Origin of the sequence: Atopostipes suicloacalis DSM 15692, from assembly GCF_900129085.1 — a bacterium.
Classification (GTDB): Bacteria; Bacillota; Bacilli; order Lactobacillales; family Carnobacteriaceae_A; genus Atopostipes; species Atopostipes suicloacalis.
Genome location: NZ_FQUF01000003.1, coordinates 48,720 through 62,222, shown reverse-complemented (window position 1 = coordinate 62,222; position 13,503 = coordinate 48,720). Strand labels below are relative to the sequence as shown.

Below are 13,503 nucleotides of genomic sequence, written 5' to 3'. Positions count from 1 at the left end.
AAAGAAAATTCACAAAAACTTCCATTAATTATAAAGTGTCTAAATACAAAAATAAATTCTGCTATTGTATACTCGTAATACGAATCAGATTTTAAATCACTTTAGGAACAGTTAATCAAAATAGAGACAGAAAAGGAGAATAAATATGAAAAAAAAGTGGAGAAATAGATTAAAATATCTTTTACTTGCTCCTTTATTATTTATTTTGCTCGTCGGTTGTTCAGACCAAAAATCAACGGACTCTGGTAAGGGAGTAAAAGAGATAGAATTTTTTAATCAGAAACCTGAAATATCGCGTCAGTTGAAAGAATTAGCGAATACATACAGTGAAGCACACGATGATGTTAAGATTACCGTCACTACGATTGGAAGTGGGGAAGGGGCAGCTGGTTTACAAGCAAAATTTACTTCCGGAAATCCACCGGAGATTATGATGTTAGGCGGGACGTCTGAGATTGACCGTTACCAAGACACATTGTTAGAAGTCAGTGATTTAGAAGTTACCAATACCATCATGGAAGACTTGCTCGAGGGGGCGTTGATTGATGACTCTCTTTTAGCGATACCGATGAACGTTGAAGGATTTGGCTGGATGTATAACAAAGAAATTTTCAAAGAAGCAGGCATTGATCCAGAGAGTATTGAAACGTTTGATGATTTTGTAGAAGCTGTTGAAAAACTAGACCAGCAAAAAGAAGATCTTGGGATTGAGGAGGTATTTGCATTTAGTGGGGCAGAGGACTATAGTTCGAACCAATTTTCCGCTCACTTTACTTCCCCAGAGTTTGATCATAGTATTTTGGAAGCTTATGAGGCGACCGAATTAAATTGGAAATATGGCGATCAAATGAAAGCTTATATGGATCTATTTAACGAATATAATATTCAACCTATTTTAGGGGTCAATTATAGCCAATCGGTTGAAGAACTTTTCATTAATAGTCAAGTAGCAATGGTTCATCAAGGAAATTGGATTGTTCCTACATTAAATGGAATAGATTCTGATTTTGTTGAAGAAAAGTTAGGCATTCTCCCTGTATTTGGGGAAAATAATGAGACCGCAAAAATTGTTGCAGGAGCTCCTTGGTATATTGGGATAAATAGTGATATTGATGATGACGTCAAGGAAGCTGCAAAGGATTTTGTGGATTGGATGTATCTATCCGATGAAGGACAAGAAACGTTGGTTCATGAAATGCAAATGATTCCACCCCAAGAAGGGTACGATGTGGAAGATATTACGGATTCTGTCTCACAAATTATTTACCAAGAGATGCTAGATGAAAATACGAGTGCGATGGCCCATAACCAATACCCAGATGGCTGGTTCCAGTTAGTTTTGTTTCCAGAATTTCAACGGTATTTAGATGGCTATAGTACTTGGGAAGAATTTGAAAAAAACACGTCAGAAGGATTTCAAGAAATGCGAGAACAATAAACAAACATATTGTTTGATAACAGACAATCTCTAGGAGGGATACTCTTGAATACCAAAAAAGGAAATATATCTTATTGGCTGTTTTTAATTCCATCATTAGTTGCAGTGATTACAGTTATTTTAATTCCTTTGCTTTATGGAATTTATACCTCATTTACTAATTCAGATGGATTTAATATGGATTTTATTGGTTTAGAGAACTATCGCCAATTGTTTTCAGATAGTCAATTTATTGAAAGTATGTGGTTTACACTGAAATTTGCTGTTGTTGCAGTAATTGGTGTCAATGTAATTGGGCTAGGTTTTGCCGTATTAGTCACTCAAAAAATAGGGAGGGTGACCACATTTTTTAGGACGCTTTTGTTCACTCCCAATTTAATTGGTGGTTTAATTTTAGGGTTTATCTGGCAATTTATATTTAACCGAGCCTTTGTCGGCATTGCAGAAATCACAAATATTGATTTTTTCAATGGCTGGCTTTCCGATCCAAGCACTGCTTATTGGGGAATGGTTATTGTTTTTCTATGGCAGATGAGTGGGTATATTATGTTAATATATATTGCTTTTCTAAGTAAAATTCCTACTGAATTAATAGAAGCAGCGCAACTAGATGGAGCTAGTGCCTTACAAACCTTTACCCATATTAAAATGCCCTTGTTAGCTCCGGCCTTTACCGTGAGTTTATTTTTAACTTTGGCCAATGCGTTTAAAGTATATGATTTAAACCTTGCGCTAACCAGTGGCGGGCCTTTCCGTTCTTCAGAGATGGTGGCGATGAATATCTATAACACCGCCTTCCTTCAATATAAACAAGGCTATGCCCAAGCAAAAGGTGTCGTATTTTTAGTAGTTATTGTGCTCATTTCGATTGCACAAGTTTACTTTACTCGACAAAGAGAGGTGGATCTATCATGAGTTTAAAAAACTACATAAGACCTTCATCATTCTATTAGGGATAGTGATTTCTCTAGTTTGGATTTATCCATTTGTGATTGTGTTATTTGGTTCTTTAAAAACTCGCTCAGAAATCTTTACCAATCCCTTATCGTTTCCAACTGAACCAACTGCACAAAACTTTCCAGAAGCCTATGAAAGTATGAACTTCACCCAAAGTTTTATCAACTCTGTGTTGGTTATGGTGGTCAGTGTCTTTTTAATTGTTATTTTCTCAGCTATGGCTGCGTACGCCTTAGCCCGTATGAAATCAAAATGGAGTACGGTGATCTACTTTTTATGCGCAGTCTTAATGCTAGTTCCTTTTCAATCTATAATGATCCCATTGGTGTCATTATTCGGAAGAGTGAATTTATTAAATCGAACCGGCTTGATCTTCATGAATTTGGGCTTTCAGTCCTGTATGTCGATTTTTCTCTTTTACGGCGCTATGAAATCCATTCCGATTTCTCTGGATGAAGCGGCTTATATGGATGGAGCCAATATTTTTCAAATTTTTTGGCGAGTTATTTTCCCAATCTTGAAGTCAACAACCGTTACCGTAATTATTTTAACGGGGATCCGAATTTGGAATGATTATCTCTTACCTTCATTAGTCGTGAACCAAGAAGGCATGTATACTTTGCCTCTACAAATGTATTATTTCTTCGGCGAATACACGATTCAATGGGAACTTGCTCTAGCGGGCTTGTTGCTAGCGATTATTCCGATTATTCTATTGTATATGTTTTTACAAAAATACATTATCGAAGGAGTTACAGAAGGGGCAACCAAATAAATAATAATTTTAGATTTTATTTACTCTAATCCAATTTTAATGGTAGAATAACAGATAACTAATTAAACAGAGAATAATCAATTGGAGTGAATTTTAATGAAATTATCGAAAAGGATTCAAAATGTCGCACCATCCGCAACTCTAGCAGCCTCTCAGAAAGCAAATGATTTAAAAGCTCAAGGGATCGATGTCATTTCACTCACGGTGGGGGAATCCGACTTTGATACCCCCGAATATATCGCCCAAGCCGCCATCAAAACCGTCAAAGAACACACGGGAGATCGCTACACCCCAGTCAATGGTATTCCAGAATTACGACAAGCCATTGCCGATTCCTACAAACGCGATGCAGATGTCCGGTATGATTTGGACCAAGTTTTTGTAGGAACGGGTGCAAAAAATGTATTGTTTACTTTATTCCAAGTCTTAGTTGATCCAGGCGATGAAGTGATTATACCAGTGCCTTATTGGGTGAGCTTTTCTGAACATGTCAAGATGGCGGAAGGGAAGCCTGTCTTTGTCCAAGGTCCCTATGAAGATTCCTACAAGATCACTGTAGAAGATTTAGAGAAAGCTTATACAGATCAAACAGTCGCTTTATTATTAAATTCACCTTCAAACCCTTCAGGAGTCGTGTATTCTCAAGAAGAGATTCAGGCCATTGGAGAATGGGCGGTTGAAAAAGACGTGGTGATTGTAGCGGATGAGATTTATAGTCGTTTAATTTATAACGGACAAGAGCCTGTATCTTTTGTGCGAACAACAGACGACGTCCGCAACCAAACTATCATCGTAAATGGTGCTTCTAAAACCTATGCGATGACTGGCTGGCGAATCGGTTATGCTTTAGGAAACAAAGAAATTATAGCAGCCGTGTCCAAATACGCGTCACAAGCTAATGGGAACCCTACAGGAATTAGTCAACATGCGGTAATTGCTGCTTATAATGAAGAAACAGATGAAGTCGAAAAAATGCGGCAATCTTTTGAACAGCGATTAAATAAAGCTTACGATTTAATTGTGTCTATTCCTGGCTTTAAGTTGGCGAATAAACCAAGTGGTGCTTTTTATTTATTCCCAGATGTTACAGAAGCCGCAAAAATGACCGGATATGATTCTGTCGAAGACTTTAACCTCGCTTTAATTGAAGAAGCGCATGTAGTTACGGTAGTTGGTTCAAGCTTTGGAATCTCTGATTGCTTACGCTTTTCATATGCGGTTGATGAAGCCACCTTTGCCGAAGGGGTTCAGCGGATCAAAGAATTTATTGAAGAAAAAAGAAAATAGCCTAAATAAAAAGAGCGGACAAAGATTATTTTGTCCGCTCTATTTTTATTCTTTAGGGAAAATAAGAACGGGTGCTCGATAAATCAATAAGGATGTAATCAGTGTAACTACAATAAAACTAGCTATTCCACTTGAACCGTTCACAATGAGCGAGTAGATAAATGGACTCATCCCCTCAGGTGCATATAAGTGCCAATAAATAACACCCGCGATAAAGTGAATCCCATATTTTACAAAGGCCGCTAAGAAAACACTCCAAGCAACGGTGATAAACGCATGGGACCATTTTTCTAAAGAAACATCTTCTTTTAGTTTTTTCCAAGCCACTCCGGCTAATCCAGAAACCGCAAACGCAAAAACATATTCAATAAAGACTTGTAAAACAGATAACACCGTAATATTTCCTGAGGTTAATTTGATCAGTCCCCATAAAAATCCACTGGAAATTCCTGCCTTCCATCCCCGACGGTAGCTAAACACAATAATCGGAACCATGCCTAGTTCTATTTCAAATGGCCCCACATCTAAAGGCATAAAAGCAATCGTAAAAGCCATCACCGCAAAAATTGCGGCTTCAATCGATACCACGAGATTTTCTCTTTTGGTCATTTTTTAATATCCCTTTCGCTTAGGAAAGACAAAAAAACCGCACAATGGTTATGCGGAGTTTACTTGATAAAATTATCTGACCGATTATTCGCTCGCTTCAAATGAATGAAGCAAATTTAAATCATTCAAGACACTTTCTTTCGCTAGTATGAACTAGATCAAGTTCAAGGGTCCGCATGTCGCATCTCAGCCTTTTTGGCTCCCCTAGTGTTTTTTACTACCACCAATCTACCTTTTTTCACACGCCTTGTCAATGAATTAGAAAAGAAAGTCGAATGAGTAGGTATTATTCCTAAAATAACCTTAAATCAGTCGTGTTTTCGAAGAAAACCTTGTTTTAAAAAACATTAAAGTTTTTTCAAGAAATTACGCTTTTTTGGACAATATATATAGTAGGGGGGATTTTATGGAGAAAATTGAAACTGCTGTTCAAAAGGCTTTTGACAAATATCCGACGAGGTTGGAAGTTTTGCGTGAGCTGCTTAAACGTGAGGGATTGGAGCAAGATAAAAATTTGCGGGAAGACTACCTTCGTTTAGAAAAAGGAGCGGAAGGGGAGCAGGACCTTGTAAATTATTTGGAAAAATATGGGGAGGCGCATTGGGTGATTTTGCGGAATGTTTGGCTGGATTTCTATGGGGAATTTGAGATTGATTTGTTGCTGATTACGAGAGGGGGCTTGTATAGTTTTGAAGTGAAAAATTATTCGGGAAACTTAGAGTTGATCGATAGTCAATGTCGGATGAACGGGCATTCGATTGGTCAAAATCCATTTAGCCAAGCACAAAAAGTGCCGGTGCAGTTGAAAGAGATGTTCAAGCATCAATCGAGACATCCAGAGATTCAGGGGGTCTTAGTATTTATTGGTGAGAATAATCATGTGACCATTCAGGATCAAGTATCGGGTATTCAAGTTCTTTGTCGAAATGAGTTGATGCATTATATTTGGCAGATTGCGCGACAAGAGCGGAATTATTTGGGCTACCCAGTAGAAGTCGATACAGTACTAGCGGCTTTGCGTTCCTATGAAATCGGGAAACCAAGTAAGGAAAAAGAAATTCCACAGACCGCAAAAGAGTATCTTCGAAAAGGTGTCTGTTGTTGTTATTGTGGAAGTTTTGATGTGAAAGCCAAGAATGGATATGTTATTTGCTCGTGCGGCATGCACGAACCAAAAACTGAAGCCATTCTGCGCACGATCTGTGAATATGGCATTATTTATCATGAGAAAAATTTGACGACAACCGGATTAACTGACTTTTTCGATGGGTTTATCACTAGAAAAACCATTTCACGTTATTTAAATAAATATTTTGAACGAGTCGGTTCCTACAAAGGCGCTGAATATCTCAATAAGAAAAAAAGTATCGCTGATGTTTGTCAAAATTTCGATTTAAAGGAAAGTAAATATCTTAAAATCCGATAACTTCGAAAAATCCGATGAATATTTCGTAAAATATTTAATAAGTAGTAAATACGAGACATTTTCTCAGAAAATGTCCAATAAATTAGAAATACGAGACACTTTCCTAGAAAATGTCCAATAAATTAGAAATATGAGACATTTTCTCAGAAAATGTCTCGAAACAGTCAAAAAGGTAAAAAATAATCTCCTCTATGAATTTTCATAGGGGAGATTATTTTGCATGATAATAAATCATTGGTTTCTTATTTGATTCGGACAAATAATTGTTTTGTTTTACCATCAGGTGAAATGGAACGGCGCTCAATATCAAAATCATCTAATGATTCTACAAATGTAACTAATTTTTTATGTCCATAATTGCGAACGTCGAAGTCTGGGAAACGTTTGGATAAATGGTTTCCTAAATTCGCTAAAGAAATCCAGCTATCATCGTCGGAATTTTCTAAAATAATTGTTTTTAGAGCTTTCCGAATGGTGGTTAATTTGGTTTGGGGTTGCAGTTTTGGTTGAGAAGAAGGCTCGGTAGAACTACGTCGTTTATTTTTCTTTGAGTAGTTATATCGTTTGCGATCATTTTCAGTGCTCTTTTTTGCTTCTTTAGGGGAAATGTTAAAATTTGCTTGATTATTTGCTTCAATAGTAGAAGCTTCTTCTTTCTCTTCATTTTCGAAGCTTTGATAGAGAATATCTAAATACTTAAAACTATTACAAGCTGAAATAAAAGCATTCGGTGTTTTACTTTCACCCATTCCAATAACATTCATCCCGGATTCTCGTAAGCGAGAAGCTAAGCGAGTAAAGTCGCTATCCGAAGAAACAAGAATAAATCCATCTACACTTTCACCATAAAGAATATCCATGGCATCAATAATCATTGCACTATCAGAAGAGTTTTTTCCATCAGTATAACTATATTGTTGGATTGGTGTGATCGAATTATCTAATAAAATCTCTTTCCATCCATTATTTCGCGTACTTGTCCAGTCTCCGTAAATCCGGCGGTATGTTGTCACTCCATAATTGGACGCCTCGCTGAAAATAATATTGATATACTTGGGAGAAACATTTTCTGCATCTACCAAAACAGCATATTGTTGTTCTTTACTCATTGGTTGTATCACCTCCGTTTATTGAGATTTATATTTTATTATAAACAAGTTTCTTTTTAATTTAATGATTAGAAACATGGTTCAAAATAAAAGATCCATTTCGAAATGAAATCGATCTTTATAATTATAACATAAGTGGTCTTGAAATAGATGCTTTTCAAAATATAAATCATTTATTCTGTTAATGAAAATTTATATCGAATAATTGGTAATACTTGTTTGGCTAAAAGTATTCCTACGATTAATTTAAGAATATCTCCAGGAATAAAGGGAATGAAGCCAGCCATTAAAATACCTGTCAAAGTTAGACCGCTATTCAAATATAAATTTAAAATTGCGGCCATATAAGTTAAACCAATAATATATGTGATTGAAAAACTTAATATTCCGGAAATAACAAGATGTTTTATTTCTAAATTAGAATATTTTTCTAAATACTTTGAGTGCACGTAAGAAGCGGGGATAAAGCCAAGGATAAAACCAAATGAAGGCATCAAAATAGATTGAGAACCTCCTGAAAAAGCAGAAAAAATAGGTAAACCAGCCAACCCCATGATTAAATATAAAGTTGTTGCAAGGGCAGATTTTTTGGGACTCAAGAAATATCCAATCAGCAGAATGGCTAAGGTCTGTGATGTAATAGGCACCGGCCCAATTGGAATAGATATTTGCGAGCATACTATTAAAATGGAAAGCATTATTGCTGTAAATGTTATATCTTTTGTTTTCATCTGCAGATCTCCTCGTAATGATTTCTTCTTGATTATACATTTTATGACATGTACTTACAATTTCAACGAATAAAATACAGAGAAAGAATTTAAACTAACTTAAGTCAAGGAAGAATTTAATATTTATTCAACCGTTGCTCACATTGTTTTATAAGTTATATGGTCAATTCTGGTAGATAAAGAGAGGTTATCTTCTATATTTAATAATAAATATAAAAAACAATAATTAATTTAGCCGAGAAACAAATTTTATATTTATCAGAATACGGTTATCAAATTCGAAATGAGGTAAGTCAAGAAAAGTATTAGAAATTATACTTAATTGACTTTAAAAATAAGTATTCAGAGGAAATCACAATTATTTATATATTTTAGTGAAGAGAAAAGTAAATATTTATATTTGGTTTGAGAATTGAAAAAGATTGATAAATATCAGTGCAGTTCAAGAGAGTGAAAGATATTTAGAGAGAAAATAAACTTTGATAATTAATGAAACCACGGAAAATGTGATTATCAAATTAAAATAAAGAATATTGTATTATAAACCTTTTAAATAGATAATTTATACTTTCAAACCTTAATTCTTCGTTTTAAAAGTGTAGGTATTACATTTTATGGTTGACATTATAAAAACGTTTTTATATAATACAGTTAATATTGAAAACGTTTAAACCAAATCTATAAATAGAGTTTATAATAATTGAAAAGTAATTGTTGTATTTTAACAATAAAATAAAAACGTTTTTAATAAAATTTATATGCACCGAAGGAGGACTGCATAAATATACAAGTTGAAAAATGTAAAAGATTCAAAAATTAGGAGGAAAAAAAATCAAATGAATAAATTTGGAAATTTTTTAGAAGAACATATAATTCCATTTGCAGCAAGATTAAATAATCAAAGGCATATTGCCGCTGTTAGAGATGGATTCATTACTGCTTTCCCGCTAACGATGGCAGGATCTATTATATTACTAATTAATAATACCTTGCTTAATCCAGATGGCTTTATCGCAGACCTGCTAAATTTACAAGCTATTTTCCCTAATTTAGCAGATTCTCAGCAATTATTAGTAAGTGTAGTAGATGGAACGAATAATATTTTTGCTATTATTATTGCATATCTGGTAGCAAGTAACTTAATGAAAATTTTAGGTGGGGATTCCACATTTGCAGGAATAACATCAATCGCCGTTTTTTTTATTATGTATCCGCCTACAATTAATACTGAAGAATATGGAACTGTAATGCAAACGAACTTTTTAGGAGCTGAAGGGCTTTTTGTTGCTATGATAATAGGGTTGATTTCAACTGAACTATTATTTCGTTTAACTCAAATTGAAAGATTAGAAATTAAAATGCCAGAACAAGTTCCACCGAACGTTGCAAGATCTTTTAGCGGAATGATACCTATTGGTATTGTTTTAGTAGTATTTGCCCTATTAAACTTTACTTTAAGCTTATTCTCTGATGCTGGACTTAATGGTTTAGTTTTTGACATTATTCAAGCTCCGTTGTCTGGAATGGTTGGTAACGTATTTGCGGTTATTGTTTTCGCGATGCTCTCGAATCTACTATGGTTCTTAGGAATTCATGGACCAAACACTTTAGGTGGTGTACGAGATCCAATATTTGCACCACTAGGAAATGCAAATACTGCGTTTATAGCTGAAAATGGAACAACTGTAGGAATTCCTTACCCTTTCAACTGGGGAGCATTAAACGATGGGTTTGCTAACTATGGTGGTAGTGGAATGACTTTAGGTTTAATTATAGCAATTTTCTTATTCTCAAAACGTGAAGAGTATAAATCATTAGGCAAATTATCAATACTACCAGGTTTATTTAATATAAATGAGCCAATTATTTTTGGACTACCTATTGTATTAAATCCACTCATGATTGTACCATTTGTATTAACACCTGTCGTTAACATTGTAATTGGATACTTTGCTATCAGTACAGGATTTATGGATCCAATAGGATATGGAGTACCTTGGACAACTCCTGGACCATTGATCCCTTACATTGGATCTGGTGGAGATATTATGGGGTTAGTTGTTGGTCTCTTCTGTTTAGTTGTATCTGTTGCAATGTATTCACCATTTGTTATTATGGCAAATGCTGAAGCCAAGGAAAGAGACGACGAAGCCATTGCAGAAACAGATCCAGCGGTTAATTAATATTCCTATTAAAATTTATTTAAACTAATGAGAAACTACCTAATTTATTTCTTTATATACTATAATTAGGTAGTTTTAATTTTATAGAGTTTGATAAGTAGGTGGCGAATTTGATATCATGCTGATCCATAGTTTTAGTGAAGTTAAGATTTGAAATGACTGAAAGAGAGTAAATTTGCTGATTTAACCTTTCAATAATAACAGTAATCAGCTACCAAATTCAATTTGACTTGTACATCATAATCTATATATTATGCAAAAGAATAATTACTAATAAAACTTTGATAAAAGAACAGATATTCCAAGTAATATTCGAGTGAATTTTAGTATTTTCTTAAGGAGACGTAATTGCAAATAGAATAGAAAACGAGATACTATAAGTGGACACAGGATTGATTTAAATATAATATTATTGACCATAAAATGAAGCCAAATAAATTATTCAATGATTCTAAATAATTTTAATATTACTGATTCTTTTTATAATATTTTTAAGAAAAAAACGATAGCAAAAAAAACTGTTAGTTAATTTTGAAGGAATATATACTATACAACATGTTTTCTAAAAACCCTGAAATTTTTACTCGTTGGATTACGAAACAAATCTCACAACAAATTTTTAGTTTAATTCGGTGGTAAAACAGACAATGTTTCATTAATCAAATACAATATCTTTTAAAAGATATTTACTAAAAAAGTAACAGTAATACTAGTGTACATGTATATTACTAAATAATTCTACAGGAATTGAATTCAGTACATTACTATTAACGTTGCTTTTTCATTCTTAAAGAAACAAATACGAACAAAAATAAACAGCTACATAATAAATTGATATAAGTTTATCAATTTATTATTCTTTATTTTACGTACTATATAAACAAGATAAGAGGTTTAGAGTTTTTAATTTCATTTAAGTAATAATTTTTTTAATTTTACTTTATAATCTGGACAAAATTTATTTGATATAAACTATGATAACAAGTAAGAAAAAATGTAAATGAAAGTAGGTGAACTAATGACAAAGATTACAATTAAAGATGTAGCAAAAGAAGCAGGAGTATCTATTTCAACTGTTTCTAATGCTTTAAATGGAGTAAATGTTTTAGCACCTGAAACGAAGAAACATATATTAGAAGTGGCAGAAAAGCTAGATTATATTCCGGATTTAAGGGGGAAAAATTTAAAAGCCAAAAAAACTAAAATGATTGGTTTCTTCACTACAAGTGTAGGAGGAGCATATTTCCATAATTTAGTAGAGGCCATGTCAAATGAGTGTGATAGAAATGGGTACGGTTTAAATATATTTTTTTCTAAAGATAAACAAATAATATTAAAAAACATATTTGGAGGAGCCATTGATGGGGCTATTATATTTTCCCATGAATATATAAAAGAAAAAGAAATGGAACTAATAAATCAACATAATATTAAAACCGTTTTTTTTGACCGAGAAATATATAATAAGAATATGGGAAGCGTCTTGTTTGATTCTTATAATTCAGGATATGAGGCTACTTCTTATTTATTAAATTTAGGTCATAAAAAAATTGTATATATTTCAGGAAGAGGATCAACCTATGATAGTGAACAACGAAAAGCAGGTTATCTAACTGCATTAAAAGAATATGGAGTAGAACCAAAATCTGAATACATCATTCGAGGTTTTTATGAAAAAGAAGCGGGGTATAATGCTGTTAGGTCATTTATTAACCAACATCCTCGAGAAATTCCTGATGCGTTTTTAGCCGGAAATGATTTAAGTGCAATAGGTGCGATAGAAGCGTTAGAGGCTGAAGGATTACGAGTACCAAAAGATATTAGTGTGATGGGTTTTGATGATATAGAAATTGCTCAGTATTATAACCCAAAATTGACCACCGTTCGTAATCAAATTTCAAGACAAGGAATTTTAGCAGTTCAACATGCCATAGAGTTAATAAATAATGAATCAGAGGGTAAAGTATATAAATTACCAGGGAAAATAATCGGTCGAGATTCAACAAGTGTCCGGACAGGCATTCAAAGATAGAATATAAAAAAATTTAATCATGCAGATAAAGGAGAGTTTTATGTATACAGTGGCAATTGACGTAGGTGGAACTGAAATAAAATATGCTTTATTTTCTGAAGATGCAGAAATTATAGAACAGTCAAAAGTTCCTACACCTTATGGGAAAGAAAAATTTAAAACGGTTATCATTCAGATTGTCCAAGCCTTTGAAGAAAATTATTCGCTAGATGGTTTAGGCCTTAGTTTACCTGGTTATATAAATTCGAAGACTGGTTTCGCTGAAAGAGGCGGAGCCTTAATGTTCCTAGACCAAACAAATATTATTGAGTTACTAAAAGAAGACCTTTCACTTCCTATATTTATTGAAAATGATGCGAATTGTGCGGCTTTAGCAGAAAGTGGATTTGGTCATGCGGTTGGAGTGAGTGACTTTTTATTATTGACTGTAGGAACAGGGATTGGAGGCGCACTCTACTTAGACAATAAGTTATATACAGGGGGTCAATTTAAAGCCGGAGAATTAGGAACGATGCGTATTAACTATGATACACATCCGAATAAAACTTTGCATGAGTTTGCCGCAATGCCTCCGCTTATTCGCAATTTTAAAGCTTTAAATCTACCAGACACACCAGAAAGGGTCACCGGCGAATACATTTTTGAACAAGCCGAACAGAACAAAGAAGTCCAACAGTTAATTGTCGATTGGGTGGATACCTTATGTATTGGTATTTTTAATATAGCAGTAACGTTAAATCCACAAAAAATACTAATTGGTGGCGGAGTGAGTGCCAATCCTAAATATTTACCCTTAATCAATGAACGAATGACAGAAATATTTGCTTGGGATGATTTTAAAGTACCGATCGTTGCCTGTAAATTTTACAATGCCGCTGGGGTTGTAGGCGCTTATAATTTAGTAAAAGAAAATTTGTCAAGTAATATTTAAAACAAAAAAAGTTATCGGATAAAAG

General features: G+C 33.8%; 11 protein-coding genes and 1 riboswitch. Of the genes, 8 read left to right on the top strand and 3 right to left on the bottom strand.

Going from position 1 to position 13,503, the window contains the following annotated elements; all coding sequences use genetic code 11:
- Positions 1-145: 145 nt before the first annotated feature.
- The 4 genes from BUB96_RS01005 to BUB96_RS00990 all read left to right on the top strand — a co-directional run bounded on the left by BUB96_RS01005 (position 146) and on the right by BUB96_RS00990 (position 4,457).
- The gene (locus tag BUB96_RS01005) at positions 146-1,438 is read left to right on the top strand and encodes an ABC transporter substrate-binding protein (protein WP_073294861.1); all 1,293 of its coding nucleotides are present in this window, start codon (positions 146-148) and stop codon (positions 1,436-1,438) included.
- Between the two features lie 39 nt (positions 1,439-1,477).
- Complete coding sequence (locus tag BUB96_RS01000) at positions 1,478-2,353, top strand: carbohydrate ABC transporter permease (RefSeq protein WP_407639281.1); 876 nt, start codon at positions 1,478-1,480, stop codon at positions 2,351-2,353.
- Positions 2,343-3,170 carry a carbohydrate ABC transporter permease gene (locus BUB96_RS00995; protein WP_073295051.1) on the top strand — a complete coding sequence of 276 codons (828 nt, stop codon included), beginning with the start codon at positions 2,343-2,345 and terminating at the stop codon, positions 3,168-3,170. Before BUB96_RS01000 ends, BUB96_RS00995 begins: the two co-directional genes overlap by 11 nt.
- A gap of 96 nt (positions 3,171-3,266) precedes the next feature.
- A complete protein-coding gene (locus tag BUB96_RS00990) occupies positions 3,267-4,457 on the top strand; it encodes a pyridoxal phosphate-dependent aminotransferase (RefSeq protein WP_073294855.1) in 1,191 nt (396 codons plus the stop codon).
- Between the two features lie 45 nt (positions 4,458-4,502).
- Here BUB96_RS00990 and thiT read toward each other — a convergent pair whose 3' ends face one another.
- Positions 4,503-5,066, bottom strand: a complete 564-nt coding sequence (thiT, locus tag BUB96_RS00985) for an energy-coupled thiamine transporter ThiT (protein ID WP_073294851.1) — start codon at positions 5,064-5,066, stop codon at positions 4,503-4,505.
- 118 nt (positions 5,067-5,184) lie between these two features.
- Positions 5,185-5,282: riboswitch (TPP riboswitch) on the bottom strand.
- Positions 5,283-5,472: 190 nt separating this feature from the next.
- Between thiT and BUB96_RS00980 the strand changes: the two genes are divergently transcribed.
- Complete coding sequence (locus tag BUB96_RS00980; RefSeq protein WP_073294849.1) at positions 5,473-6,492, top strand: nuclease-related domain-containing protein; 1,020 nt, start codon at positions 5,473-5,475, stop codon at positions 6,490-6,492.
- A 242-nt stretch (positions 6,493-6,734) separates the two neighbouring features.
- On the opposite strand, the gene BUB96_RS00975 is transcribed toward BUB96_RS00980, so the two are convergent.
- The gene (locus tag BUB96_RS00975) at positions 6,735-7,601 is read right to left on the bottom strand and encodes an NYN domain-containing protein (protein WP_073294846.1); all 867 of its coding nucleotides are present in this window, start codon (positions 7,599-7,601) and stop codon (positions 6,735-6,737) included.
- 173 nt (positions 7,602-7,774) lie between these two features.
- Positions 7,775-8,332 (bottom strand): biotin transporter BioY, encoded by a 558-nt coding sequence (locus BUB96_RS00970; RefSeq protein WP_084136607.1) that lies wholly within the window; start codon positions 8,330-8,332, stop codon positions 7,775-7,777.
- 836 nt (positions 8,333-9,168) lie between these two features.
- Between BUB96_RS00970 and BUB96_RS00965 the strand changes: the two genes are divergently transcribed.
- From BUB96_RS00965 to BUB96_RS00955, 3 genes are all read left to right on the top strand, one after another.
- Positions 9,169-10,515: a PTS sugar transporter subunit IIC gene (locus BUB96_RS00965; RefSeq protein ID WP_073294840.1), complete on the top strand. Its 1,347-nt coding sequence runs from the start codon at positions 9,169-9,171 to the stop codon at positions 10,513-10,515.
- Between the two features lie 1,018 nt (positions 10,516-11,533).
- Positions 11,534-12,547 (top strand): LacI family DNA-binding transcriptional regulator, encoded by a 1,014-nt coding sequence (locus tag BUB96_RS00960; RefSeq protein WP_073295048.1) that lies wholly within the window; start codon positions 11,534-11,536, stop codon positions 12,545-12,547.
- Between the two features lie 40 nt (positions 12,548-12,587).
- Positions 12,588-13,478 (top strand): ROK family protein, encoded by an 891-nt coding sequence (locus tag BUB96_RS00955; protein ID WP_073294836.1) that lies wholly within the window; start codon positions 12,588-12,590, stop codon positions 13,476-13,478.
- Positions 13,479-13,503 lie beyond the last annotated feature (25 nt).